Genomic DNA, 26,065 nt, shown 5'->3' with positions numbered 1-26,065 from the left:
CGGACTTGTCGGACTTGTCGGCGTCGCGGCCGGGCTGTACAAGTGCCGCTTCCGGGCCCGCCCGCCGGCCCGCAACTGTTCTGTGCCGGATTCGACGATGAACCACACCCCGCTGCCCCGTAGCACGCTGATCTACTACGCGCTGCCCGAGTTGACCCAGGCGGTGGTGACGCTGCCGATGGCCTTGTTCGTGCCGGCATTCTACACGGACGATCTCGGCCTGCCGCTGGCGGGCGTGGGTGCGGCCATCGCCGCATCACGCCTGCTCGATGTCGTCGTCGATCCCGTCGTCGGCATGCTCAGCGACCGGACCCGGACGCGCTGGGGCCGCCGTAAGCCATGGATCGCCGCCGGCACGCCGGCCTTGATGCTGTCGGCCTGGATGGTCTTTGCACCCCCGGCGGGCGTCTCTCTGGCCTACCTGCTCGTCTGGGCCAGCGTGCTGTTCCTCGCGTTCACGCTGGTTGATCTGCCCCACAAGGTCTGGGGGGCCGAGCTATCGACCGATTATCTGGAACGCAATCATGTTGCGGCCTGGCGCGAGGGTTTCGGCGGCGCCGGGCTGGTTCTGTTTCTCGCGACGCTGCTGATCATGGGATTCTTCGGCCACACGGCCGCGCGCGAGCAGCTGTGGGCCATCGGACTGATCATAGTGCTGAGCCTGCCGCCACTGGTCGGCCTCGCACTGGGAAAGGTGCCGGAGCCGCCGCCGGAGGAATTGATCGGCGCGCGACAGCGGGGCTGGCCCGCCCTGCGTCTGGTGCTTCGGAGCCGCGCCTTTCGGCGCACGATGGCGACCATCCTGTTGTTCGGCGCGGCGGTCATGATCCAGGCCACGTTGCACAAGCTGGTGCTGACGCACGTCATCGGGCGTCCTGAGCTGTTTGCACCCCTGATCCTGGCCGAGACGCTGGCCTCACTGGGGGCGATTCCGTTGTGGCTCCGGCTCGCGGCGCGGTTCGGCAAGCACCGTGTGGTAACCGCCGCCGCACTGTGGGTCGGCCTCTGGAGCCTGGCCTTTCCGTTGCTGGGTGCCGGGGATATCGTGCCCTATGCCGTGCTGATCGTCCTGCGTGGCAGCAGCCTGACGTCGATCTTTCTGCTGTCGAACTCGATTGCCGCCGACGTCGTGGACCAGGACATCGTCGAATCGGGCCGTCAGCGCACCGGTCTGTTCTTCGCAGTCTGGGGCATGGCGGTCAAGGGTGCGGTCGCACTGGGGGTGTTGCTGGCAACCGCGCTGCCGGCGGCCTTCGGGTTCGAGCCCTCGGCCGGTGCTCAGTCGGCTGACGCGGTCCGCTGGTTGCTGATCGTCTACGGTTGGCTGCCGTGCGCGATCATGCTGCTGGGTGTGCCCCTGTTATGGCATTTCCCGATCGATCGGCAGCGACACGGGGAACTGCGCAAGGCGATCGCGGAGCGTCGGGCGGGTTGACCCACGCCTTTGTTGGTGCGTGTCGGCCATAGGCTGGCCCGGGTGAGCCTGACGTGGGATTCCGAACGGACGAGGTCGTCCGAGGGAGTCGAGCTTTCGCAACTCTGCGGCGGTATCTTCGGGGCAGCGTACCACGGTAGTGTTATCGCGATTGGGGTAGTTGCCCCGGGCTTGAAGTATCCTGTGTGCTGGGTCGATGGTCTGTCCGGGCGCTTGCCGGCCAGTTGCCTCGCCCCATGATTCGCGATCGCTCCCCCGTTCTGGAGGGCAGCGATGGGCACATCGGGGTGGGCAGGTCTGGCCTTCTGATCAGTCGGACGTTGTCGGAGCGGGATGTGGCGGAAAGGCGAGCGAGTTCGATACTGACCCAGTTGTTGCCGGGCTTCGCCGGGAATGCCGCTGTCATTCTCCGCACCGCGGGTCGGGATGCGACCGATGCCACCTGCGCCCTGCAGAACGAATTCGAGATCGTTTCCACGTTCCGGCTGGAATGCATGCTGCCGCTGCAGGCGCGGGAGGGCGACGGCTCGCAGGTCGCGCTGCGCTACAGCGATCCCGGGAGCAGGCCGCTGGATGTCGGTGCGACCGACACGCTCACCGACGTGCTGCGTCTGGCGCAGGCACTGGCCGAAGCCCTCGCCGAGGTGCATGCGTCCGGCCTGATCCTCTGCAATCTGGCTCCGGGCAACCTGCGCCTGTGCGACGGCAAGATACGGATAATCGACTTTTCCCGGGCGCTGCGGGTGACGCAGGAACATCGGGACATCGGCAGTCCCTGGCTGATTCCTGGCGACTTGCGTTATGTCGCGCCGGAACAGACCGGCCGAATGAACCGCCCGCTGGATTACCGCTGCGATTATTACGCCTTCGGTGTCTGTCTCTATGAGTGGCTGACAGGAAGTCCGCCCTTCATGGCAGACGATCCGTTGGAGTTGATCTACGCTCATCTGGCGCTGGTCCCGACGCCACCCGAACAAATCGATCCGCGTATTCCGCGCTTCGTGTCGTCGCTTGTCACGAAACTGCTGGCGAAGGATCCGGAGCATCGCTACCAAAGCATCGAAGGACTGCGGGCCGATTTGCGGATCGCCACTGATCTCGCGACGGCGGGTGCGACCACCGATCTCGCCGTTGGCGCCTACGATGTCTCGTTCCGGTTCCGGACGTCCCACAAATTGTTCGGACGCGAAGCCGAACGCCAGTTGCTGCTGAATTGCTACGAGAAAGCCTGCCGCGGTTCCCGCGAGATCGTGCTGATCGCGGGGTACTCGGGGGTCGGAAAAACGGCGCTGATTCGCGAAACCTATGTGCCGGTGACCCGGCAAAAGGCGCTGTTCGTTGCCGGCAAATTCGATCAGCGCGAACGTGTTCTTCCCTACGCCGCCTGGCTCGAAGCCTTGGGCAAGCTGCTGGGCTTCATCCTGGCCGAACCCGAGGACAGCCTGGACGAGTGGCGCCAGCGACTCGGTGAGGCGCTGGGCGCCAATGCGCGCCTGATGACCGACCTGCTGCCCAGTCTGGCCGTGCTGATCGGCACGCCGCCACCGGTCAGCGAACTGCCGCCGATGGAGGCGCTGAACCGTTTCAATCAGACCTTCCGCGATTTCATCCGGGCCTGTTGCCGGCCGAAGCGGCCGCTCGTGGTCTTCCTGGACGATCTGCAGTGGATGGACTCGGCCTCGCTGAACCTGTTCACGCTGTTGAGCACCGATGCGGATTGTCGGAACCTGCTGCTGATCGGAGCCTACCGCGAGAACGAGGTGTCACCGACCCATCCGTTGTCGCAGGCGGTCAGGCGGATCAAGCAAGCTGCGGATCTGCAGTTCACCGAACTGTTCCTGGAGCCGCTCCGACGTGACGCGATCGCGCTGTTGTTGAGCGATGCACTGGCACAGTCGCTGGCGCCGGATGAGCCGCTGGTGGGTCTTCTGCAGCGAAAAACCGGGGGCAACCCTTTTTTCCTGTGGCAGTTCCTGCGGATCCTGCACGGCGAAGGACTGATCACGTTCGACCTGGCCCTGATGCGCTGGATCTGGGCGATGGATGCCATTGAGGGGGTGGCTTATGCGGACAACGTCGTCGATCTGATGATCCGCCGCCTCGATGCACTGCCGGAGAGAACCCGCTCTCTGTTGGCCTGGGGCGCTTGCCTCGGCGCAAGCTTCGATGTCGAGAGGGTGGCCCGGCTCGGGCAGTGCACTGTGGTCGAAGCCTACGACGGGCTGTCGCCCGCGGTAGGCGAGGAGCTCATAGTCCCGGCCGTGGCCGCACGAATCGTGTCGTCGCGGCTGATCGTGCGCGAGTTTCGGTTCTTGCATGACCGTGTCCAGGAGGCGGCCCTCCAGCTGCTGTCGCCGGAGGCCAGGCCAGGCACCCATTGCCAGATTGCCCGCCAGATGCTCGACGAGTTGTCAGCCGCCGAGATCGACGCGCGGATCTTCGACATCGTCGATCACCTGAACCGTGCGATTCCTCTGCTCGATACCTCGGTACAGCGCCTGGAACTGGCCCGCCTCAATTTGCTGGCGGCGCGCAAGGCCAAGGCTTGCGCGGCCTACAGCGCGGCACGGCGTTATCTGGAAGTCGGGATGTCTCCGGCGGGGGAGGCGGTCTGGGATTGGTCTCCGGGTCTCGCTTTCGATCTCTACCGCGAACGCGGCGAACTCGAATCCTTGAATGGCCATTTCGACGAGGCCAGGGCGTTTCTGGAATGCGCGATCGCGCGCGAACCCGATCCGCTGCGCAAGGCGTCCCTCTTCCACCTTCTGGTCACTCAGTACACTGTGCGGGCTCTGTACCCGCAGGCAATCGAGACGGCGCGCACCGGGCTGGCGCTGCTCAACGTGACGCTGCCGGCCGCGGACTACGCGGTGACTCGCGACGCCGAACTGACCCGCATTCGTGCTTTGCTCGGAGATCGGAGGCTCGCTGCCCTGGGCAGCTTGCCGGTCATGGAAGACCCGCGCCAGCGCGCCGTCATGCTGCTGCTGACCAGCATGGGACCCCCATGCTATCGGTCTCATCCCGGCCTGTGGGGTGTGATCGTCGCCATGGAGATTCGTCTGTGCCTGGAATACGGTACGACCGCGAGCGCCAGTTACAGCTATCCCGCGTTCGGCGGGCTGTTGACGCACGTCGGGCAGGGCGGCGCTGCGGAGTGCGCGGAACTCCTGACGGCAACGGAGCAGTTATTGAAGCGCTTCGACTCCCCCGGCGACGTCAGCGTGGGTTATTTGATGATGGGGAGTTCGCTGCGCCACTGGTGCGCTCCCCTGGCCCAGGCCAGCAACGATTACCTCGAAGCCTACAACACGGGCCTGTCTTCCGGGAACCTTCAGTACGCGGCTTATGGTTTCGGCCACAACGCCTACTCGCGTTTCTATCAGGGGGTGTCCTTGCCGGAGCTCCGGGCGGAAATCGAGACTTATCTCGCCTTCTGCACAGACCGCAAGAACCGCTGGGGAGTCGATCTCATCGAAGGCCTGCTCCGCATCTGTCATGGTCTGTGCGTTCCGTTCGACAGTGAGGCAGTGCCCGTCGCTTTCGATTGGCGCGGCACGGCGGAAGCCGATTACCTGGCACGCTGCGAGCAGAATGGCAATCTGCAGGTGCTCTGCATCTACCACATCCTGAAGGCCGAGGCCTTTTGCCACCTGCGGCTGCCGGAACCGGCGGCCGCGAGTCTGATCGAGGCGGAGCGACGCATCGACAGCGTTTCCACGCAGGGGCTGCTGCCGGCTGCGCAGTTTCGGCTGCTCCGCGCCCTGCTGCTGGTGTGGGTGCCGGAAAGCCTGGGCGTCTCGCCGGGGCAGGCGCGCCGCGAAATCGCCGAGCTGTGCCTGCAGTGCCGGGCCTGGGCCGAGGGGGCGCCGGACACGTATGCCTACGCCGCAGAGTGGCTCGAGGGTGAGGCGGCGCGTCTCGACGGCCAATGGCCGGCGGCGCTCGATGCCTACGACAGGGCCATCGATGCGGCTCGAACTCAGCGCTGGCAACCGCGTGTCGGCCTGATTGCGATGCGAGCCTCCGAGTTGTGGGCCTCGCGGAACAGGTCCCCTGTCGCCGACTTTTATCGGGATCAGGCACGGATTGCCTACCGTGGCTGGCAGGCCGATGCGGTGCTGTCTCAGTCGTTCCTCGCGGGCTCTTCGCCGTCCCCGGGCGATGTCGGCACAGGATTGCGGTTCCTCGCAGAGTGCGACCTGAGAAATGCCGCCCGCGTGGCGCAGATGATCTCGAACCACACCATGGTCGACGAGGTCGTCGCGGCGGCTGTTGCCAACCTTGGCCGGATGACGGGCGCGCAGCGCGTCGTGATGTTCCTCGCGACCGACAGCGGTTTGCGACTCGCGCTCGACACGACCGCCACGAGCCCGACGCCGGCGGATCTGCCGCTGGAGCAACTGGAAGACATTCCGCAGTCGCTGATCAACTACGTCCAGAACACCTTGCAGACCGTGCGTATCTCGGCGCAGGACGACAGCCCGTTCGCCGACGACCGTTACCTGCAGGGGGCCGGCGTGCTGTCCGCAATGGTTGTACCACTGTCCAATCTAGGCCAGCTGATGGCGCTGGTCTATCTGGAGCACCGGGAGGTCGCCGGCGCGTTTCCGCTGGAAACGGTGCCCTTGCTGGAACTGATCGCCGCCCAGGCGGCAGTCTCGCTGACCAATGCGCGCCTCTACGAGAGTCTGCGGCGGGAGATCTGGGAGCGGGAGCGCTTGCAGGAGCACGAGCGCCGCCTGGAGAAGCTGGCACACCATGACGCGCTCACCGGGTTGCCCAATCGCATACTGTTCGCTGACCGATTGCGGCAGGCCATGGCTCAGGCCCGGCGCAACCAGCGCCGGGTGGCGGTCGCCTACATCGACCTCGACGGATTCAAGGCGGTCAATGACCGTCATGGACATGCGGTGGGCGACCAGTTGCTGGCGGCACTTTCCCAGAACATGTCCGGTACGCTGCGGGAAAGCGACACGTTTGCGCGCATTGGCGGCGATGAGTTTGCCGTGGTGCTGGCCGGTTCGGAACCGGCCGGGTCGATCGAGCCGGTGCTGTCACGCCTGTTGGTCACGGCGTCACAGGCGGTGCCGATTGGGGGGGTACTGCTGTCGGTTTCCGCCAGCATCGGGGTCACGTTCTATCCGCAGGACGAAGAGATCGATGCGGACCAGCTGCTGCGTCAGGCGGATCAGGCGATGTACCAGGCCAAGTTGACCGGCAAGAATCGCTGTCACTTCTTCGATGCCGCGCATGACCGCGATGTCAAGGGACAGCATGCGTTGATCCGTCGCCTTCGGCGCGCACTCGATGATCGGGCCTTCGTGCTGCATTATCAGCCGAAGGTCCACATGCGGCGAGGAGAGACCGTGGCCGCGGAGGCATTGCTGCGTTGGCAGTGTCCTGAGGAAGGCTTGTTGTACCCGGGAAAGTTCCTGCCGGCCATCGAGGATCACCCGCTCATCGTGGAGTTGGGCGAGTGGGTCATCGACGCGGCACTGTCTCAACTCGAACGGTGGCGTGCCGAGGGGGTGGACCTGACGGTCAGCGTCAATATCAGCGCTCAGCAGTTGCAGCAGAGCGATTTCGTCGAGCGCCTGAACGCCCTGTTGCAGGCGCATCCGGCGGTCGCTCCGGAGAAACTCGTACTGGAGGTGGTGGAAACCGCGGCCCTGCAGGATGTGATGCATGTCGCCCGGATCATGAGGACCTGCAGAGACATCGGGGTGCGCTTCGCGTTGGATGATTTCGGCACGGGGTATTCGTCGCTGATGTATCTGAAGAACCTGCCAGCCGCTCTCCTGAAGATCGACCAGAGTTTCGTTCGGGACATGCTCTCGGACGTCGACGATCTCGCGATCATCGACGGCATTCTTGGCTTGGTCAGCGCCTTCCGCAGGGAGGCGATTGCCGAGGGGGTCGAGACCCTTGAACAGGGCGAGCTATTGTTGCAGATGGGGTGCGAGAAGGCGCAGGGCTATGCGATCGCCCGGCCCATGCCGGCCAATGAACTCCCGCTATGGCTCCGGACGTGGCAGCCCGTTCCGGCGTGGCGGGACGCGAACCCGGTCGGCCGCGAACTGAAGCCGCTGCTGTTCGCTGCAGTGGAGCATCGGGCCTGGGTCCAGGGGGTTGCCGACTGCATCCGCGACGGCGAGGCTCAATGCGCGCCCCTACCCGAACGCGGCTGCCACCTGTGGCAGTGGTTGAGCAGCCCGGAGGCGGGGCCTTTTCGGAGTCATGCCGGCTTCGGTGAACTGGCCCGAATACACAGTGCACTGCATGCCGTGGGCAACAATCTGCTCAGCCGGCGCTCGCCCGCCCGGGCCGAGGTTCGGTTGGCCGAACTGAACGCGCTGCATGATGGGTTTGCCGGCCGCATCAGCGCCTTGCTGCGCGAAACGGTCTAGCCGCGGCGCCGATTCCCCGGCGCGTCGGCGACGGGCGCGTTCAGCTGTTTCCCCGATAGCGTTCCGCGAATTCCTCGGCCGGCAGCGGCGGACTGAACAGATAACCTTGCCAGGCGTCGCAGCCGTGGCTCGCGAGGAAGTCGAGCTGTGCCTGCGTCTCGACCCCTTCGGCCACGGTGCGAAAGCCGAACTCCCGCGCCAGTGCGATGATGGATTTCGTGATTTGCACGGCTGCGGGGTCGATGGGCAGGCCGGCGATGAACCGCCGGTCGATTTTCAGCGTACTGATGGGATAGCGCTGTAGCCGGCTGAGGGAGGAACAACCGGTCCCGAAATCGTCCAGAGCCAGCCTGATGCCGAGGTTCCGGACCCGGACGAACAGTTCGCATTCGCCCGATGGATCCTCGTTCAGCGTTCCTTCGGCGATTTCGAGCTCCAGCAACTGCGGGGCCAGGCCGGTTTCGGTCAGGATTTCCAGGATCCGGCTCGCCGTGTCCGAACGCGCCGCCTGCAGTCCTGACAGGTTGACGGCCAGCGGCATCGGGGGCAGGCCCTCCCGTGCCCAGGCCTGCACCTGCCGGCAGGCGGTGCGAAGCACCCAGTCGCCCAGCGGTACGATCAGCCGCGTCTTTTCGCTGAGGGCGAGGAACTGTCCCGGCAGGATCAGGCCGTCGACCGGATCGAGCCAACGGACCAGCGCTTCTACGCCGATAATCCGGTTGCTGCCGACTTCGAGCTGGGGCTGATAGTGCAGTGCGAAGCGGTCACTCTGCAGTGCTTCGCGCAGGCGCTGTTCCATCTGGCCCTGTTCCCGCGCCTGGAGCGTCAGCTCTTCGCTGAAGAATCGGAAAACGTTGCGCCCTTCGCGCTTGGCCTGGTACAGCGCGACGTCGGCGTGGTGCATGACGTCGGCCACGGATCGGCCATGTTCCGGAAACAGCGCGACGCCGATGCTCGCGCCGATGTCGACGACGTCGCCCGAACGGAGCGCAATCTCCCCGCTCAGGGCGTCGAGTAGTTCCTGAGCGATGAACGCCGCGATCGGCGCGCTCATCGGGGGTTCGAGCATCACGGCGAACTCATCGCCGCCCAGACGCGCGAAGGTGTCCGATTTTCGCAGCCGGTGGGTAAAGCGGCGGGCCACCTGTTGCAGCAGGTCGTCTCCCGCTGCATGCCCGAGACGGTCGTTGACGTCCTTGAAGTGGTCGAGGTCGATCAGCAGCAGCGCGCCGGTTTCGCCGATGCGTTCCACGCCCTGCAGGGCATGTTCGATACGGTCCAGCAGCAGGCGGCGATTGATTAGCCCCGTGAGCGGATCATGGTGGGCGAGGCGCTCGAGTCGTGCCTGATCCGCCTTCAAGGACGAAATGTCCGAAAAGATGCCGACGTAGCCGGTCCGAACCCCGTTGGCGTCACGAATGGCGTTGATCGTCAGCAATTCGGGAAAGAGTTCCCCGGACTTGCGCCGGTTCCAGATCTCCCCCTGCCAGTGTCCGCTCTTGTCGAGGGCTTTCCACATCGCGGCATAGAACTTGGCTCCGTGGCGGCCCGACTTCAGCAGGCGGTGGGTTTTCCCGAGCGCGTCCTGCTTCGTGTACCCGGTCAGTTCGGTGAAGGCACGATTGACGTTGACGATGCGCTCCTCGGCATCGGTGATTGCGACCCCGTCGCGGGTGTTCTCGAATACCGCAGCGGCCTGCAGCAGGGCCTGCTCGGTCTGAAGGCGGGCCGTCACGTCGCGGGCGGTTGCAATGATCAGTTCGCTCTCGCGCGCGGTTCCGGTCCATTCGAAACACCGATAGCTGCCGTCCTTGTGGCGGCATCGGTTCCTGAACTGGTAGACGGATCCCGTGGCATCCAGGGTTGCCGCTGCCTCCAGGGTTGCGGCGACGTCATCGGGATGGACCAGATCAAGGAAGTGGTGTGCGACGAGTTCGTCGAGACGATAGCCGAGCGTCTTTTCCCACTGGGGATTGAGTCGTCGGATGCAGCCGTCGGTGTCGGTGATCAGCAGCAGGTCTTCGGCATGGGTGAAATAGTGTTCGAGTTCGCGCGTCCTTTCATGCAGCGCGGCCTCGACCCGCTTCCGCTCGCTGATGTCCTTGATCGTGCTGGGGTAGGCGCTGATTTCCCCCGCCTCATCCAGCAGCGCGGACGGGGTCACGATCACCGGAAAGCGCTCGCCGCTCTTCCGCATGAAGGTCAGTTCGAATTCGCGCGGCTGCCGTTCCAGGGTCTGACGGAGGGCGCGGCCGATCTCCTCGTAACATTCCGGCGGCCAATAGGGGTGCGGCGGGCCGGTGCCGATCAATTCCTCGCGCGCGAAACCGGTCATCCGGCACAGGGCCTCGTTGACGTCGAGATGGATGCCGTGGGGGTCGATCAGCGAAAACCCATCCTGCAGCGAGGCGATGACTGCCCGGAAGAAGCGGAGGGCATCGTTCAGTTCACGTTCCGCGCGTTTGCGGTCCGAGATGTCGCGGACGATGGCCCACATGCCAGTGGGCTGTCCGGCTTCGTCGCGGCTCAGCAGCGCGCGCAGTTCCACCGGAAAGACCGTGCCATCCTTGCGGCGATATTCTTTCTGGTAGACGTTGGAATAGCCGCGGGTCAGGACTTGAGACTGAATGATCTCGGCTTCCAGCGCATGCCAGTGGTCGGGGGTGATCTCGCGGCAACTCAGGTTGGCCAGTTCGTCGTCCGAATAGCCGAGCATTTGCCGATAGTTCGCGTTGTAGCGCTGTATGTGCCCCGACAGGTCGGTGGCGACGAATGCGTCGCCGAGGTTTTCCAGCAGTTGCCGGTAGTCGGGAGATTCTGTTCCGGTCATGGCTTCCCTGCGGTGATGTCGCGCTTCAGTTCCGGGCCGTCGGCCCGACACGCCAAAGCCCAGGCGCATCGCGCAACGGGTCCCTCAGGCGTTGGTAGTGCTCGCGGTGGCAGATCCATGACGCACAGGCGCTGTCGGCGGCGAAGTCGGGAAAAGCCCGGTCCACCAGCCCGGCGGCCGACAGTCGGGCGAGGTCGGATTCGCCCGGCGGAACCGCCGCCGATTTCACCAGTACCAGTTCGGTCGCGCCGATGCGCCGCGCCAGCCATGCCGCGAGCGTGTCCGAGGTGACGTCCCAGGAAGCGGGCAGTGCCTGGAGATCTTCGGCCGCCGGGTCGGGCAGCCAGATGACGCTGCGCCCCTGGGCGATGGCGGGCAGAAGGTCGGGAGGGACGCTGGCGGTCGCCAGTCGCGGCTCCAGTCCGGCCAGCATCCGTCCGAACTGCGCCATGGCCAGCAGCGCCATGTCATGTGCTGTCCGGTTGTCGAATCGCCACCGGTGCTGGGCCTCGCGGACCTGGTCGGCAAACGGACCGCCCCCCGGTACGATGACGCAGCCGTGGTCCGCGAGGCCCTTCAGGCAGGTGGGCAATTCCGGCCAGTCGGCGAGACTTCCGCCGAGCTTAACGACACGCACGGCCGCCGCCGGCCTGGCGGATCTGGAAGTGTTCGAGCAGCTGCAGCAGCGCCGCCGCCTTGTGGAAGCATTCCTGATACTCGAGGCCGGGGTCCGAGTCTGCGACGATGCCGCCGCCGGCCCAGAACCGGATCGTGTGCTCGGAATGTACCAGTGTGCGGATTGCGATGTTCGTGTCCATGTTGCCATCGAAGCCGACGTAGCCGATCGCGCCGCAGTAGATGCCGCGGCGGCAGGGTTCGAGTTCCTCGATGATCTCCATGGCCCGAATCTTCGGCGCGCCGGTGATGGAGCCACCAGGGAAGGAGCCCCGCAACAGATCCAGCGCATGTTGATCCGGCCGCATCTGTCCGGTGATCGTACTGACGAGATGATGCACCGTCGCGTAGCTTTCGATCTCGAACAGCCGCGGCACGCGCACGGTACCGGGCAGGCAGGCCTTGCCGAGGTCGTTGCGCAGAAGATCGACGATCATCAGGTTTTCGGCGCGGTCCTTGAGGCTCCACTGCAGTTGCTCCCGTTCGGCCTGATCCGCTTCGGGGGTGCGCCCGCGGGGCCGCGTACCCTTGATCGGCTTCGTCTCGATCGTGCCGCCGGAAACCTTCAGAAACCGCTCGGGCGAGGAGCTGAGCACCTGCACTTGCGGCAGGTTCAGAAAGGCACTGAACGGGGCCGGATTGATCTGCCGCAGGGCCTGATATGCCGCCCAGGGATTGCCGCGACATTGCGCCGCGAACCGCTGGGTCAGGTTGACCTGATAGCAGTCGCCTTCGCGGATGTAGCGCTGGATGCGGTCAAACGCGGACCGGTAGCGCTGCTGCGTCATTTCGGCCTCGACGGGGCCCGTGACGGCGAAGCCTGCCTGCTGCCAGCCCAGCGTCTGGATCTGACTGAAACTGCGGAGCAAGTGGGGCCACCGCGTCGTCGTGGCGGGGTCGCGTCCCTGCGCCACCAGCCAGCTCTGTCGCTGCAGATGGTCGACCACGACGGCCCAGTCGTAGAGCCCGATTACCATCTCGGGTATGTTCTCCCGGTCCGCGGCGCGGTCCGGCAGGCGTTCGATGCGCCGGCCCAGGTCATAGCCGAAATAGCCCAGCGCGCCGCCACTGAACGGGAGGCCGGCGGTTTCGGTGGAGGCCGGTCCGGTCAGGCGTTCCCGCACCAGCGTGAACGGATCGTCGCGCGACAACAGGATCTCGGCACCCTGGCGGATTTCGGTCAGCGCTCCGCGTGTCACCAGCGTGCAATAAGGCTCCGCCGTGATGATGTCGTAGCGGCCGAGGTGACTATGCGGGAAGCCGCTGTCGAGAAAGGCGGCCCAGCGGCGGTCGGCCCAGGGCAGGAACAGTGCGGCGCTGTCCTCGAAATACGGCAGGGCTTCGATAAGGGGGCGGAGCACGGTCATACCGGGCCCCGGGCCAGATGCGCGACGGCCGCGGCGGGCAGGCAATCGGCCAGTGCAAACTGCGATGTGCCGCTGTTGATGGGTAGCTCGGTGTCGAGGTCCCGGTAGGGCCGATTCAGGCGTTCGGCCACGGCGCGGACGAGAAAGCGGCCGGTGCCGGCGCCGATCAACGGCCAGGTCTCGTCGTCGGCGCCCATGGCCAGGGGTTGATGTTCCACGGCGGCCTTCACCCGGTCGATCAATCGCTCGCGGAAATAGCCCGCCAACTTAACCCATGCGGCCAGCGGAGCGGCATCCAGATCGCAGCCGACCATCCGGGCGAGGCGGCGGGCGCTGCCGACGGCATCCTTCGGACCTTGATCGGCGGCCGGCCATTGGTCGGCGTGCGCAGGGAGTTCCCCGCAGAGCCGAAACACGTCGGCTGCCGTCGCGAAATGCTCATTCATCAGGGCGACCCACCCTCCTCCGAACGGTACCTTGGGCGCAAAAGCCATCAACGGTGTGCGCACGATGCCGAAATAGACCAATTCATCGTAGCGCAAGCGTTCGTGGTCGGTATACCCCCGGTTGCGAACGGCTCCGTTTGCCAGCGGGACCACATCGGTCGTCGTGCTGCCGATGTCGATCAGGAATCCGTCCCGGTAGCGCTGCGCCAGCCAGATCGCGCTGGCCATCCAGTTGGCGGAGGCGATCAGCGGCAGTTGCCGTGCCGAGACCGTGCGGCTGTCGAGCAGTTCGGGCGTGCCGGCGAAGACGCGCAACGGTTGCTCGAAAAGGCCTGCCATCCGTTCGAGCACCGCGCGCACGCCCGTCGCCCGGTCGGGGAAGTTGTCGGCCAGTTCGCCGGTCATCGTCACGGCATGGGCCCGTGCCGTCGTCAGCGGCCACTCCGCGCCGATCGATAGCACGGCCGCTTCGAGCTGGTCGAGTCCCAGCCAGAGCGGGCACGCGCGCTGCACGATACCGGCGATGCGGCCGTCGCCGTCCAGTGCCACGGCCTTCAGATGGGCGCCGCCGATGTCCCAGCCGACGCTGTCAATTCGCATGGTGTACGGGGATCTCGATGCGCACGCTACGCCCATCCGGCCGCGTTGGCGCGGGCAGCCGGCCCGTGCGCGAGAGTTGGATCACATGGCTTGCGACGTTGATTCCGAGCGCTGGGCGCAGACCGACGTACGAGGTGGTCAGGCGCGGGTTAACTTCCAGGACCATGGGCCCTCTTCGGGTCTGAATGAAATCGATGCCGGCGTAACCCCAGAGTTTCGGGATCGCCGCCGCCACCGCTGCGGCCAACCGCTGCGCGGCGTCCCAATCGATTTCCTTCAGATTGACGGTGCAGGCTTCGAGTTCAAGGCCGCCGTCAGTCATTCGCAGGTGCTGGCCATTGCAGCTGAGCAATTGTGCTCGTCCAGCAGAGAAAAGGGCCGAAAGGCTGCGGTGTTCACCCGCAACCAGCGGCTGTACGACCCAGCCGGCTGTTCCTGTCGATGTGGACCAGTCCCACCATTCGGCCTCGGTGCGGAGTATCCGGATTCCTGCGCAGCCGGCGCCGTCGTCCGGTTTGACGACGATCGGAAACGGCAGATTCGGGGGTAAGCTCGGGTCGGCAGCCTCGGTCGGGACGGCCGGTATGCCCGCTTCGCGCAAGGCTGTGACGGTCCGCAGTTTGCTGGCGGTCAGGGTGACCGCATCCGCCGGCGCCGTCAGCAGTACGCGGCCGGCCGCTTCGGCATCGCGGCACAGGCGGGCGAGGAGCCCGTCGGTTTCGGGGGCGATCGGCCAGACGGCATCGCACAGCGCCAGCTCGGCTTGCCAGCAGTCCTCGAACACCTGTTCCGCTGCCACCCTGACCCGTTGGATGGGGTATTCACCCGAGAGGGGGGGATCTTCAAAGCTGGCGTGCTGCATGAATCTGACGGCAGTGCCGGGGATCTCGGCGAGGTCGGTCAGTAGCGCGTCGCGCATCAACCGCCCTTCGGCGATCAGCGATGCGATGGAGGGTGTGGGGGTCAGCCCACCGCCGGTCACGTATTCCAGGAGCAGGATGCGCACGGTATGTTCGTTCCGCTCGTCGCGGTACATCGCTGCCGCGGATGGAGGCGGCTCGCGGCATGGTATTGCGATGGGGTGCTCAGATGAGGGTTCGGGTCGTCGTTGCGGTAGCTGTGAGGCAGGCTGCGTGCCCGGTCGGCACGGGGCGCCTGGAATGGTGGTGCCTCTAACGCAAAAAGCGTTGCCGCGAGGCAAGCCTCGCGGCAACGCTTTCCGGAAGAGGCCTGGGCCGCTTACTTGTGCGCGGCGAACGGATGCTCGGTGGAGCCCTTCTTCGCAACGACCTCGGCAGCCTTCGGCTCGCCGGCTACGGCGCGCTTGATGGACTCCTTGGTGGCTTCATAGTTGTAGTCCTGGATCTTGGCGTCGTCTTCGGCCAGCCAGTGAATGAAGACACCGACGCAGATGAAGATGTCGTCCGCTTCGTCGGCAGGAATGGTGCCGTCTTCGACGCAGTCCATGACGGCCATCGCGACGCCGCGCTGTGCGGGCCCGAACATCTGCGTGGCTTGCTTGCCGTTCTTGATGGTCACCTTGTTGAACATGACCGTGCTCGGCTTCGCAGCCAGGTTCGGTGCGACCACGGCGAGGAGGCTCGAGAAGCCGTCCTTGTTGTTGGTGATGCAGTTGCAGAATGCGGATTCGGCGGCGCTGCCACGCGGTCCCATGATCAGGTCGATGTGCGCGATTTCGTTACCGCCACCGAACAGAGACTCGCCCACCAACACTTTATTAATCTTCGCCATCTCAATTTCCTCTTATGGTTTTCACACTAAACGACACCCTGGTCCTCCTCCCAGTCCGGGTCCGGGGACCCCCGTCTCACGGCTTCTTCGTGCCCTCGCACTGCGGGTGGACCGAATCGTCCGTCCCATTCGCGAAGGCCTGCGCGCACCCGAGCTTCACGGCAAGCACGCAGGCGACCGTGAGATCGGCTGTGGTGCCCGGATTGATACCGTTCGCCTTGAATTCGCTATCGACGGCCTGGAATGAAGCCACTGCCTCTGCGGGAGAAGCCGCTGCCGACAACGCATTTTCGAGTTCCGCCATCCTGGCGGCTACCATCCTGGTATGGCGGGTTCCAAATTTCCGCTCGATGTGGCTGTCCGGTAGGCGTTGCAGAAGCCGCAGAAAGACAGCCGCCGCTGCCCAGGCTTCATCGCCCCAGCGGCTTAGCCACGTATGATAACTGGGAATTGCGAAATCAAAAACCTCTGCATACCCGTTGGCATATTGCCGGGCGATCAGATCGCGTCCGGCGGCGAGTTCCATCGCCGCCCGCAAGGTGACGGTCGGAGGCTCCCGAACATCCTGTATTTCGGCCTGTCCCAGCCCTCCGGGCTGCGCCAGCGCGATGGCGCGAAAAGCCCAGTCGGCATCGTTACGCGTCGTTCCGGCCAGGATACGGATCACGGCTGCACGCAGTGTTTCCCGCGGGCGAACGGTCTGCGCGGCCAGCATCAATGGCGCTGCGAGCAGTACGATCCCCAGGTTGGTGTTGCAGCCGACGGCTGCCCGGGTCGCCTCGATGGCGTAGAAGATCCTTTCTCCCAGACTCAGGGCCGGATCGGCCAGCGGCGGCGCACTGGCCTCGGCGCTGCGCCGGAAGTCGGCGACGGTCATGTCGTGTCCGGCCGCGTAGATGCTGACATTCCCCGGCTTGAAAGCCTGCAGGTCGAGTTCGCAGGCATCCCGATAGGCGGCTGCGCAGGCTGCGGGCGTCAGGACGGTGCCGTCCGCTCTCAAACCGCCGTCGCCTCCCGCTCTGTCATCGGTGCACACAGGCCCAGCAGGTCATCGACCAGCAGGCCGGCGATGTCGACGTCCGATACCGTCTGCAGGCCCTTCCACGCGGGAATGCTGTTGACCTCCAGCACGGAGTAACGGCCGTGGCGGTCGCGGATGATGTCCACCCCCGCGTAGTTCATGTCCAGCAACCTCACGGCGTCTTCGGCAAGCCGGCACAGCAACAGGTCGTCGAGGCGCGCGGGCTCGCAGCGAGCGCCCTGGGCGATGTTGTTGAGCCAGGTCACGCCGCAGCGGCGCATCGCGGCGACGGCCTTGTTGCGGACCACGAACACGCGCCAGTCGTGCGGCGCGTCCGGCGTCGAGTCCACGAAACGCTGCAAATAAAAGATGCCGTTGCTGTCGCTGAGTTCGCCGAGTTCGTCGGCTGCCGCATAGCGGCGCAGGCCCTCGCCCTGGGATCCGAACAGCGGCTTCGACACAACCTCGTGGCCTGCGGCGAGTTCGGCCCGGGCGATCGCCTCCGCCTGTGCGCGGTCGCGGACGGTCCAGGTCGGCGGCGTCGGGATGCCGCCGCGGTGCAGGCGAAAGCTCGTCATGGCCTTGTCCACGGTCCGTTCGATGGCGCCGGCATCGTTGTACACCGGGATGCCGAGCAGTTTCAGCGCGTGCAGCACATCCAGGAAAAAGGTCACTTCCTCCAAGGAGCCGCCCGGCACGCCCCGAACGAAGACGGCCTCCGGCAGGCGGTCTTCGAAGCCCGACACGACGATCGGCAGTGGGTCTTCGCCGAGTGCGAGCCGGCAGCCGGTCAGCGAGGCATAGAGCCCTTCGCAGCCGCGCTGCGCGAGGGCCTTCCGGATCCGCGCTCCATGCCAACCGGGATCTTCGGTGAAGATCGCGACGCGACGCGGCACCCGTCAGTCTCCGAACGAGCGTTCGAGCAGTTCCTCGTCGATGCGTCCCGCGTGGAAGCTGCGCCCGGTTTCGATCGCCGTGACGATCACGCTGGCTGGGCTGAACAGCATCGGGTCGACCTTGAAGAAGTCGTAGTTGTATTCCTTGAATACCTCGGCAAACGGTTTGCCGTAATCGCGCGACACGGAGCTTGGCAGCTCGTTGGCCAGTGCCTCGGCCGCCGTGTCGTCGCCGCGGACGAACAAATGCGCCTGCCCGCCGAACAGGATGGCGTCATTGGTGCGTCCCATCGCCTTGATGAAATTCGGATGGGGCGGAGGGACCGGCGCCGAGGCAGCGCCGTCGACGATGTTTTCCAGTGGAAAATGCAGCGCATGAGCCTTGTGCAGTGCCACTTCCAGTACGCGCCCGACGACCTGCATGCCACCGGCGAGGCTGCTGGTCGGCGTCAGGATGACGGTCAGGTTCTGCGGCTCGACCTTGCAGGCGGCGGCGATCTTGTCGATGACTTCGACCGGCGGCAGTTTGTCGACTTCCATGACGATCGTCGTCTCTTCGGCGCGATCGCGATAGCCGAGCTCCTTGTAGAGCTCCTCGACCGACTCTTCACGACCTTCTTTGGTCTTCGTCGCCATCGCCCGCGCCGGTCCGGAGCCGAGCGCGAAGAATGCGCCCTTGCCCTTGCCCTGGCCGTGCGACAAGCTCCAGCCGGCGTACTGGCTGCCGAGGCAGGCGATGACGGGATTCGTGCTGTGTACATGCACGGTCAACGGCCAGTTCGGTGTGGCACTGGCGTGGCTCAGTGTGACCCGCCCCAGGCCGCCCATGCAGATTTCGGTGATCAGTCGGCCGGCTTCGAGGCCGCCGCGCGCACCGATGCCCGCATCGATCAAGGTGCTGCCGTTGGCGAAGCGTTCGATGCCCAGCCGAAGCATGTCGGCACGGGTGATCAGGTATTTGACGATCGGCAATGCATAGGCATTGACGCTGGGTGTGTTTGGCATGATGGTCCTCGATTGGGCTGAGTCTTGCGCCTGGGCAGCGGCGCCGGGCGGTCGAATGGGCGCGATATTAAAGCATCAGCGCCGCGCGGATAAGCCGTTCGCGGGTGAAAAGCCGTCTTTCCAGGACGGGTAGCGAGGCCGCCGAGGCCGACACGCTGCAGAGCGGGTCGCCGACAGACAGTACGTTGCCGGGGGAGGGTCGGTCGGCAGCCCAGTCCGGCCAGTTGATTCCGGGCGGGATGCGGCCTTGCCGCTCGGCATACACGATCCGGAAGCCGCGCGGAGAGGCGTGCGTAACGGAAGCGGCGGGCAGTGACCCGCGGCAGGCGTCGAGGTGCGCTGCAAGCAGACCCTGGCGAAAACTCGGGTCATGAAGGCATAGCGTGGCGCTAGGGCGGGGGTTGAGCTCGAGCACGTGGCATTGCCCCCCATGGTGGATGAAGTCAAGGCTGTTCAGACCGACCAGCCCCAGGGCCCGCGTCAGGTCCCGCGCGTATCGGCAGACCGCTCGCCGTTGCGTGGGCGGCAGCGTGGTCGGGGTCAGGGCGCCGCCGAACAGCATGGGGCGGTCCCGGCGGTGCCCGGCGGTCAGCAGCCGATTGAAGCCCACGGGCGCGATGTCGGTGCCGTTGGCCAGGAACAATAGCGAGTGGGCCGGCGCCTCGAGGTGTTGCTGAAGATAGCAGTCGGGAGGGATGGCCCGCGCGGGAGTGAAGAACTGCACGCCGATCCCGCCCTCGCTGGCTCGATGCTTGATGAGCCAGCGGCCCGGGCCTGGGTCGGGTGCGGTGGTAGTGGTCGCCGCGTCGAGCTGGGTCGCAGGATAGGGAATGCCCAGCTCGTCTAGCAGTCCGAAGAAATGCCCTGGTGTCTTGATGCGGCGCAGCGTATCGGGCGCATTGCCGTACAGGCGGCGTCCGACGATCAGGGCTTCCAGCAGTTCGGGACGGCTGTCGAAGCCGCCCGCGGTCACCAGCGGGGTGCCGGAACCGCAGGGTGCGAGGCGCTCACTCTCGGCAAGGAGCCGCTCCGGGTCGAAGTCGGGCCGGTCGGCAGCACCGATGGCGGCGCAGGCCCGGCTGCAGGCGATGGTGTCGGTGTCGGCGAACCAGTCCAGTGCCAGGGCATCGATGCCGGCCCGCGAGCAGGACTGCGCCAGCATCCGCACCGAGACGCCCACCAGCAAGACCGCTGCGGGATAGGTGTTCAGAGACGTCGCTCGTCGCGTCAGGGAATCGGACGGCAGGGATCATCAGCGGTCGCAGACGGCGTTCGTTGCGCCGCTCACTTCGCCGGGTTCCGCTGCTTGCGACGCCGAAACACGGTCGCGGCGGTTAGGCTCGCCGTCCGGCAATGGCTCGACCCGAATTTCCGCGCCCTGATTTCTTGCGCTGGCGACCAGGAACTCCAGGTGCGGTCGCTCCCGGAAGTGCTGTCGCGCCTCGTCCGCCAGATGCCGTGCCCGCTCCGGACTCGCCGCGAGGCAGAAGCCGGTCGGGCCCCAGGATGTCTGGCCGATGCCCACGGCCTGTCGGGATTGCAGCCAATCCAGCGCTTCGGCCACGTCCGGGCTGGTGAACCGGCCGCCTTGGGCCGGACTGAAATAGTCGCCGATCGAGCGCTGAACATCGCTGATGACGCCGCCAAATGCGGCGAGATCGCGTTCACACAGCGCCGGCAAGGCGCGCAGCAGGACGTGATGGCAGATCCGGGCGGCCTCGGTTGCCGGGAATGGCGGCAGGGTTCTGAACGCTGCCAGTTCCGCTTCACCGTGGAGGCCGCCTCCGCGGCGATCGAATACGAGGATGAAGCGCCAGTCCTCGGGGAAATCGAAGCGAGCGAGGAGGGGCGGCGTGACGGTGTGCGCGCCGTGCCCGCCGTCGACAATGAAGCCGCCGTTTTCGAAGGCGGCGATGCCAACCCCGGAACGGCGTCCGCGGCCAATCAGGTGAGCGACCTCGCGCACCGTAGGCTCGGCTCCGTAGAGGCGATGCAGTCCCAGTGCGAGCGCGAGCGCGAACTGTGTGCCCGACCCGAGACCGACGTGTTCCGGTATTGCGGCATCGATGGCGATCTCCGCAGCGACCGCCAGGCCCAGTGCGTCCGAAACCCGTCGCGCGATGGCCAGGCACCGCTCGCGATAGGCCGGTGGGGTTGCCAGGTGATCGGACGGGCGGAGCGTGATGCAGGTCGCGACCTCGTTCAGGCTGACGCCGATGCTGCCGAACACGCGTCCGGCGGCTCCACTGGGGTCGAGAAATCCCATGTGCAGGCGCGCGGGGGCCCGGATCGAGACTTCGCTCGGTGGCCAATTGCGGTGGGGTGCCGTGGTCACGGATCAGGCATCGAGGTCGGGGCGCATGGCAGTGGGGTTGCTGGCGCGAAAAAAGTAAGGCCCGCGATGCTAGTCGATTGTGGCTGGATTTGTCGACCTGCAGCGGCCCGCGTCTTCGGTCGGGTGCCGGTGCGCAAGTTGAAAGTTCACCGCCGTTTCCCCTATGCTTGCGCCGTTTATATCGCGCCGTCCAACACTTCCGCCGCTGCGGCGGGGCGCGCGCAGTCCGACGGGGCCAGTGGGTCTTCCGGCGCCGCCCGGACGACGATCAGCCGCCGGTAGATCCATTCTGAGGTAGGTGATGAGCGATCAGGTCAGCGTGGAAATTCGGTCGAACGTGCCGAGCCCCTTCTGTGGTATCGCGTCTGACGATCTACAGATCCAGGTGTCCGGGCTGGACGTGCGGGTCGTCGCGAACGGTGACGCGGTCACCACGCCGGCGTTCGAACTCCCCGTCGAGGCGTTGAAGCCCCGTGTGGCGGGAGTCGAGTGTTCCCTGGACGAGGCGTGTGCCCGTGCCGCCGAACTGATCAGCCGGAGTCATTACCCCGTCTTCAGCGGCTTCGGAACCGATGTCAACGACACGCGTGCTGCCTTGTCGCTGATCGATCGTTGCCGCGGTGTGTTCGATCAGAAGCGCTCCGAACCGAGCTTGCGCAACCTGCTCGTGGTGGCCGATTCGGGCTGGATGGCGACTACGCTGGGCGAAGTCAAGAATCGTGCCGATGTGCTGGTCGTGTTCGGTACCGACATCGAGGACGGTTTTCCCCGCTTTTTCGAGCGCTTCGTCTGGAATAGCGAAACCCTGTTCGGGCAGGATCCCGCGACGCGCGAAGTCATCTATATAGGCCGGGAACCCAGCGGCCGCGCGGCTTATGCCCCGGATGGCCGGGCCCCCTGGGTGCTGCCCTGCCCGTCCGAAAGCTGGCCGGACGTGGCAGCGGCCCTATCCGCCCTCGCGCGCGGTGCGCGCTTGCAGGCGAGCGAGATCGGAGGCCTGGCTATCGGCGACCTGCAAAAGGTCGTGGAGCGGCTGAAGAATGCCAGTTACAGCGTGGTCACCTGGGCGGCGGGTCAACTCGATTTTCCCAATGCCGATCTGACGGTGCAGCAACTGTGTCAGTTGGTCGTGGTGTTGAATGAAACGACCCGCAGCGGTGTGCTTCCGCTGGGTGGCCAAAACGGCGACAAGACGGCCGCCCAGGTTTGCGCCTGGCAAACCGGTTATCCGACGCGCGTCAGCTTTGCGCGAGGTTACCCCGAGTTCGATCCCTTCCTGTTCGGCACGGATCGGTTGCTGGCCTCCGGTGAAGCGGATCTGCTGGTCTGGGTGGCCAGCCTGTCGACTCTGCCGCTTCCGGTGACCGACGTCCCCACGATCGTGATCGCCCGTTCGGGCATGCGCTGCGAACGCGAACCGGAGGTCTTCATTCCGGTCGGCACGCCCGGCATCGACCATGTCGGGCACGCTTATCGCTGCGACAGCGTCGTAGCCATGCCTTTATATAAGCTGCGGGAGTCCGGGTTGCCGTCTGCGCAGGCGGTACTGCAGGGCATCGAAAACGCGCTCGATGCGTTGTGACCGGAGAGGGCCGATAACATGTTGACAAAGCTGGCCGGCGGCAAGGTTTACGATCCGGCACACGGGCAGGACGGGGTGGTGCGCGACATCTTCATCCGCGATGGCCGCATCGTCGACGGACCGGGCGGTGACACCCCCGACAAGGTCTATGACCTCAGCGGCCGGATCGTCATGGCCGGCGCGATCGACATGCACACCCATATCGGTGGCGGTAAGGTCACGATCGCGCGCACGCTGCTGCCGGAGGATCATCGCGGAGATCCGGCGATGCGCGAAGGACTCATGCGCGGTGGCTGCGGACATGCCGCTCCGTCCACGCTGACCACCGGTTACCGCTACGCGGAGATGGGCTATACCGCCGGGTTCGAGCCCGCGGTGCTGCCGATCAATGCCCGTCAGGCGCATATGGAGATGGCCGACGTGCCGCTGATGGACGTCGGCGGCTACGTGATGCTGGGCAGTGACGATTTCTTCCTGCGTCTGCTGTCGTCCGGGGCCGATCAGCGCCTGATCAACGACTACGTCGCCTGGACGATCCGATCCAGTCAGTGCATCGGTGTCAAAGTCGTAAACCCCGGCGGCATCAGCGCCTTCAAGTTCAATCAGCGCAAGCTGGACCTGGACGAGGATCACACCTATTACGGCGTGACGCCGCGACAGATCTTGCAGTCGCTGGCGCGTGCCGTACACGAACTCGGCGTGCCTCATCCGCTGCATGTCCACGGCTGCAATCTCGGCGTGCCGGGGAACGTCGACACGACCCTCAACACGATCGCCGGCATCGAAGGGTTGCCGATGCATCTGACGCATGTGCAGTTTCACAGTTACGGCACCGAAGGCGATCGCAAATTCTCGTCTGGGGCCGCGCGGATTGCCGAGGCCGTCAACGCCAACAAGAACATCACCGTCGACGTCGGGCAGATTCTGTTCGGTGCCACCGTCACCGCTTCCGGCGATTCGATGCGCCAGCACGCGAACGCGGGCCACGCGAATCCCGCCAAATGGGTGTGCATGGACATCGAGTGCGATGCCGGTTGCGGCGTCGTGCCCTTCAAATACCGCGACCAGAACTTCGTCAATGCGCTGCAATGGTGCATCGGGCTCGAAGTGTTCCTGATGGTCGAGGATCCGTGGCGAGTATTCCTGACCACCGATCACCCGAATGGTGCACCGTTCACGAGTTACCCGCATCTGATCAAGCTGCTGATGGATCGCAGTTTCCGCAACGACACGCTGGCGACGATCAATCCCGACGCGGCGGCTTTGAGCAACCTCGGCTCGCTCCAGCGTGAATACAGCCTGTACGAAATCGCCATCATGACGCGGGCCGGTGCCGCGCGACTCCTGGGGCTGTCGGACCGTGGTCACCTCGGTGCCGGGGCTGGTGCGGACATCACCGTGTACAGGCCGCAGGATGATGTCGAAAAGATGTTCGAAGCGCCGGACTATGTGTTCAAGGATGGTGAATTGGTGGTCGATCACGGCATGATCGTCAACGTCGTCTGGGGCAACGTCCATACCATCCGGCCGGAATACGATCGAAGCATCGAAGGGCGGCTGAAGGACTACTTCGACCGGTACCTCACGATGCATGTCGACAATTTCCCGATTAGCGACTGGGAGCTCGAGGGCGACGGTCGCAGCAAGATCCTTATCCACCCCTGTCGGACGGGGGGGCGCTCATGATCATCAATGGCGTCGCCATCGACGACACCTTCGCGGAAGCCTTTCCGATGAAGGCCACGCGCGTCATCATCACCGCGCTCAATCAACGCTGGGCCTACCACGCAGCCAACGCGATGACCGGCTTTGCCACCTCCGTCATTGCCTGCGGCTGCGAGGCCGGAATCGAGCGCGAACTGGACCCCGCGGACACGCCGGACGGCCGGCCGGGGGTGTCGGCCCTGATCTTCGCGATGGGCGGCAAGGGTCTCGCGAAACAGGTCGAAACGCGAGCCGGGCAGTGTGTCCTGACCTCTCCGACATCGGCCTTGTTTGCAGGCATCCACGACGGCGACAAGATCCCTCTGGGCAAGAACCTCCGCTTCTTCGGCGATGGCTTCCAGATATCGAAGCGGATCGGAGGGCGCCGCTACTGGCGTATCCCCGTCATGGACGGCGAGTTTCTGTGCGACGAAACCACCGGTGTTGTGCCTGCCGTCGGAGGAGGTAATTTCCTCATCCTGGCCGAATCGCAGGCCCAGGCCCTGGCGGCCTGCGAGGCGGCCATCGCCGCGATGAAGACCGTCCCCAACGTGATCATGCCCTTTCCGGGCGGTGTCGTCCGGTCCGGCTCCAAGGTCGGTTCACGCTACAAGGCGCTCAACGCGTCGACCAACGATGCGTTCTGTCCGACCTTGAAGGGCCAGACCGTAACGGCCCTGTCGCCGGAGATCGAGTCGGTGATGGAGATCGTCATCGACGGCTTGTCCGACCAGGATATCCGGCGCGCGATGCGCCTGGGTATCGAGGCGGTCTGCGCGCTGGGTGCCGCGAACGGCGTGCGGCGCATCAGTGCGGGCAACTACGGCGGCAAGCTCGGTCCGTTCCTGTTTCCCCTTCGGGAAATCATGGCCTAGCCCGACGTCCGCCGGTCGCAAACCTTGTCTTTCAGGATGCAGCAGATGAGTGCCGTCACTTTTGTCTTGAAGGCCGCTCTCCGGCAGCGCCTCGACGTGTCGCCGCTGATTCCCGAGGCGCTCGCTCCGCTGGGGCCGGACCAGATCGGTGCGATCCCGCTGCACTACGGGAACCGAACGCTTGCCGTGGAGGAGTTGTTCGATTTCGAGGTGGGTCAGGGCGATCCCGGCGTGATCTTCCGCGGCGGTTCCGAGAAGCTGGATTATGTCGGAAGAGGTATGACCCAGGGCGAGATCCGTGTCGAAGGTCCCGCCGGTGCCTATGTCGGTCTGCAGATGAAGGGCGGTAGGCTCAGTGTGACGGGCAGTGTGGGCCTCTTCTGCGCGGCCGAGATGCGACGCGGCGCGATCCTGGTCGAGGGCAATGCCGGGGATTGGCTCGGCGGCGCATTGCCGGGCAATCGCAAGGGTATGGCGGGCGGTTCAGTCATCGTCAGGGGGTGTGCCGGCGCGCGGGTCGGCGATCACATGCGCCGTGGCGTGATCCTGATCGAGGGCGACGCCGGCGAATATCTGGGCTCGCGCATGGTGGCGGGCACAATCGCCGTCAAGGGGCGCGTCGGCGCTCACCCCGGCTACGCGATGAAACGAGGCACCCTGCTGCTCTTCAGTGCTCCGGGCAGCGTGCCACCCACGTTCAATGACTGCGGTCTTCACACGCTCGGATTCCTGCCGCTGCTGCTGCGCAGCTTTGTCGGGCTCGGCTCCAGCGCGTTCGGAATCTGCCAGCGTGTCCAGCGGTATGCCGGAGACCTCGCTGCCAACGGCAAAGGCGAGATCCTCATCGTCCAATAGCCTCACGACAGCGTTCGCCATCGCGGTCCGTCCTCCGCTCCGAACCCACTTTCGCCGACTTCGCGCCGTCGCTTCCCGCGGGCTCAAGGGGCCGTGACGCCGCGCGTCCGTGTGTCCTCAATCGCGATTCTTTGGTGTTCCTGCAACGGGCTTTCGTCCCTTTACGCACCCAGCTCACACCTGCGGCATTCTGTCGCACTTTTTTCTTGACACCCACGGGGGTGCTGACTAGACTGCGCTCCACCCGAAGGATCGGGGGGCCTTGGGCTTGGCGCGA

Annotated in this window: 17 protein-coding genes; 6 read left to right on the top strand and 11 right to left on the bottom strand. The window is 65.4% G+C overall.

From position 1 onward, the window contains the following. Window positions 1-97: 97 nt before the first annotated feature. Window positions 98-1,435 carry an MFS transporter gene (locus ACW73L_RS07895; protein ID WP_498921184.1) on the top strand — a complete coding sequence of 446 codons (1,338 nt, stop codon included), beginning with the start codon at window positions 98-100 and terminating at the stop codon, window positions 1,433-1,435. A 236-nt stretch (window positions 1,436-1,671) separates the two neighbouring features. After that, complete coding sequence (locus ACW73L_RS07890) at window positions 1,672-7,845, top strand: EAL domain-containing protein (RefSeq protein ID WP_498921183.1); 6,174 nt, start codon at window positions 1,672-1,674, stop codon at window positions 7,843-7,845. A gap of 40 nt (window positions 7,846-7,885) precedes the next feature. Here ACW73L_RS07890 and ACW73L_RS07885 read toward each other — a convergent pair whose 3' ends face one another. The 11 genes from ACW73L_RS07885 to ACW73L_RS07835 form a co-directional block, all read right to left on the bottom strand. Then, entirely contained in the window at window positions 7,886-10,675 is a 2,790-nt protein-coding gene (locus ACW73L_RS07885; protein WP_498921182.1) for a sensor domain-containing protein, read from the bottom strand. Between the two features lie 25 nt (window positions 10,676-10,700). After that, window positions 10,701-11,312 carry an amino acid kinase family protein gene (locus tag ACW73L_RS07880; RefSeq protein ID WP_139559051.1) on the bottom strand — a complete coding sequence of 204 codons (612 nt, stop codon included), beginning with the start codon at window positions 11,310-11,312 and terminating at the stop codon, window positions 10,701-10,703. Continuing rightward, window positions 11,299-12,717, bottom strand: coding sequence for an aminodeoxychorismate synthase component I (gene pabB / locus ACW73L_RS07875; protein ID WP_498921181.1), 1,419 nt, complete (start codon window positions 12,715-12,717; stop codon window positions 11,299-11,301). Before pabB ends, ACW73L_RS07880 begins: the two co-directional genes overlap by 14 nt. Next, window positions 12,714-13,763, bottom strand: a complete 1,050-nt coding sequence (locus ACW73L_RS07870) for a hydantoinase/oxoprolinase family protein (RefSeq protein ID WP_498921180.1) — start codon at window positions 13,761-13,763, stop codon at window positions 12,714-12,716. The genes pabB and ACW73L_RS07870 overlap by 4 nt, the downstream gene beginning before the upstream one ends. After that, the gene (locus ACW73L_RS07865; RefSeq protein WP_498921179.1) at window positions 13,753-14,799 is read right to left on the bottom strand and encodes an ATP-grasp domain-containing protein; all 1,047 of its coding nucleotides are present in this window, start codon (window positions 14,797-14,799) and stop codon (window positions 13,753-13,755) included. Before ACW73L_RS07865 ends, ACW73L_RS07870 begins: the two co-directional genes overlap by 11 nt. A 203-nt stretch (window positions 14,800-15,002) precedes the next feature. Then, entirely contained in the window at window positions 15,003-15,515 is a 513-nt protein-coding gene (fae, locus tag ACW73L_RS07860; protein ID WP_129883485.1) for a formaldehyde-activating enzyme, read from the bottom strand. Between the two features lie 76 nt (window positions 15,516-15,591). Further along, on the bottom strand, window positions 15,592-16,515 hold the full coding sequence (locus ACW73L_RS07855) for a triphosphoribosyl-dephospho-CoA synthase (RefSeq protein WP_498921178.1): 924 nt from the start codon (window positions 16,513-16,515) through the stop codon (window positions 15,592-15,594). Continuing rightward, window positions 16,512-17,432 carry an ATP-grasp domain-containing protein gene (locus ACW73L_RS07850; RefSeq protein ID WP_498921177.1) on the bottom strand — a complete coding sequence of 307 codons (921 nt, stop codon included), beginning with the start codon at window positions 17,430-17,432 and terminating at the stop codon, window positions 16,512-16,514. Before ACW73L_RS07850 ends, ACW73L_RS07855 begins: the two co-directional genes overlap by 4 nt. 3 nt (window positions 17,433-17,435) lie before the next feature. Beyond that, the gene (gene mch / locus ACW73L_RS07845) at window positions 17,436-18,437 is read right to left on the bottom strand and encodes a methenyltetrahydromethanopterin cyclohydrolase (RefSeq protein ID WP_498921176.1); all 1,002 of its coding nucleotides are present in this window, start codon (window positions 18,435-18,437) and stop codon (window positions 17,436-17,438) included. Between the two features lie 67 nt (window positions 18,438-18,504). After that, window positions 18,505-19,617 carry an ATP-grasp domain-containing protein gene (locus ACW73L_RS07840; protein ID WP_498921556.1) on the bottom strand — a complete coding sequence of 371 codons (1,113 nt, stop codon included), beginning with the start codon at window positions 19,615-19,617 and terminating at the stop codon, window positions 18,505-18,507. 72 nt (window positions 19,618-19,689) lie between these two features. Further along, a complete protein-coding gene (locus ACW73L_RS07835) occupies window positions 19,690-20,772 on the bottom strand; it encodes a beta-ribofuranosylaminobenzene 5'-phosphate synthase family protein (RefSeq protein WP_498921175.1) in 1,083 nt (360 codons plus the stop codon). 301 nt (window positions 20,773-21,073) lie between these two features. Between ACW73L_RS07835 and ACW73L_RS07830 the strand changes: the two genes are divergently transcribed. The 4 genes from ACW73L_RS07830 to ACW73L_RS07815 are packed head-to-tail and all read left to right on the top strand — an operon-like array spanning window position 21,074 to window position 25,788. Beyond that, window positions 21,074-22,354 (top strand): formylmethanofuran dehydrogenase subunit B, encoded by a 1,281-nt coding sequence (locus ACW73L_RS07830; protein WP_498921174.1) that lies wholly within the window; start codon window positions 21,074-21,076, stop codon window positions 22,352-22,354. A gap of 18 nt (window positions 22,355-22,372) precedes the next feature. Beyond that, window positions 22,373-24,040: a formylmethanofuran dehydrogenase subunit A gene (locus ACW73L_RS07825; RefSeq protein ID WP_498921173.1), complete on the top strand. Its 1,668-nt coding sequence runs from the start codon at window positions 22,373-22,375 to the stop codon at window positions 24,038-24,040. Beyond that, window positions 24,037-24,933: a formylmethanofuran--tetrahydromethanopterin N-formyltransferase gene (fhcD, locus tag ACW73L_RS07820; RefSeq protein WP_498921172.1), complete on the top strand. Its 897-nt coding sequence runs from the start codon at window positions 24,037-24,039 to the stop codon at window positions 24,931-24,933. The genes ACW73L_RS07825 and fhcD overlap by 4 nt, the downstream gene beginning before the upstream one ends. 45 nt (window positions 24,934-24,978) lie before the next feature. Beyond that, on the top strand, window positions 24,979-25,788 hold the full coding sequence (locus ACW73L_RS07815; protein WP_498921171.1) for a formylmethanofuran dehydrogenase subunit C: 810 nt from the start codon (window positions 24,979-24,981) through the stop codon (window positions 25,786-25,788). Window positions 25,789-26,065 lie beyond the last annotated feature (277 nt).

The organism is Methylolobus aquaticus, from assembly GCF_054172105.1.
Note: the sequence above shows the minus strand (reverse complement) of the source record. Positions and strands in the feature narration are given on the sequence as shown.

Excerpts from the sequence above, each read along its gene's own strand:
- ACW73L_RS07895 (WP_498921184.1), top strand. The coding sequence starts at position 98 with ATGAACCACACCCCGCTGCCCCGTAGCACGCTGATCTACTACGCGCTG.
- ACW73L_RS07890 (WP_498921183.1), top strand. The coding sequence starts at position 1,672 with ATGATTCGCGATCGCTCCCCCGTTCTGGAGGGCAGCGATGGGCACATC.
- ACW73L_RS07885 (WP_498921182.1), bottom strand. The coding sequence starts at position 10,675 with ATGACCGGAACAGAATCTCCCGACTACCGGCAACTGCTGGAAAACCTC.
- pabB (WP_498921181.1), bottom strand. The coding sequence starts at position 12,717 with ATGACCGTGCTCCGCCCCCTTATCGAAGCCCTGCCGTATTTCGAGGAC.
- ACW73L_RS07870 (WP_498921180.1), bottom strand. The coding sequence starts at position 13,763 with ATGCGAATTGACAGCGTCGGCTGGGACATCGGCGGCGCCCATCTGAAG.
- ACW73L_RS07865 (WP_498921179.1), bottom strand. The coding sequence starts at position 14,799 with ATGTACCGCGACGAGCGGAACGAACATACCGTGCGCATCCTGCTCCTG.
- fae (WP_129883485.1), bottom strand. The coding sequence starts at position 15,515 with ATGGCGAAGATTAATAAAGTGTTGGTGGGCGAGTCTCTGTTCGGTGGC.
- mch (WP_498921176.1), bottom strand. The coding sequence starts at position 18,437 with ATGCCAAACACACCCAGCGTCAATGCCTATGCATTGCCGATCGTCAAA.
- ACW73L_RS07830 (WP_498921174.1), top strand. The coding sequence starts at position 21,074 with ATGAGCGATCAGGTCAGCGTGGAAATTCGGTCGAACGTGCCGAGCCCC.
- ACW73L_RS07825 (WP_498921173.1), top strand. The coding sequence starts at position 22,373 with ATGTTGACAAAGCTGGCCGGCGGCAAGGTTTACGATCCGGCACACGGG.
- fhcD (WP_498921172.1), top strand. The coding sequence starts at position 24,037 with ATGATCATCAATGGCGTCGCCATCGACGACACCTTCGCGGAAGCCTTT.
- ACW73L_RS07815 (WP_498921171.1), top strand. The coding sequence starts at position 24,979 with ATGAGTGCCGTCACTTTTGTCTTGAAGGCCGCTCTCCGGCAGCGCCTC.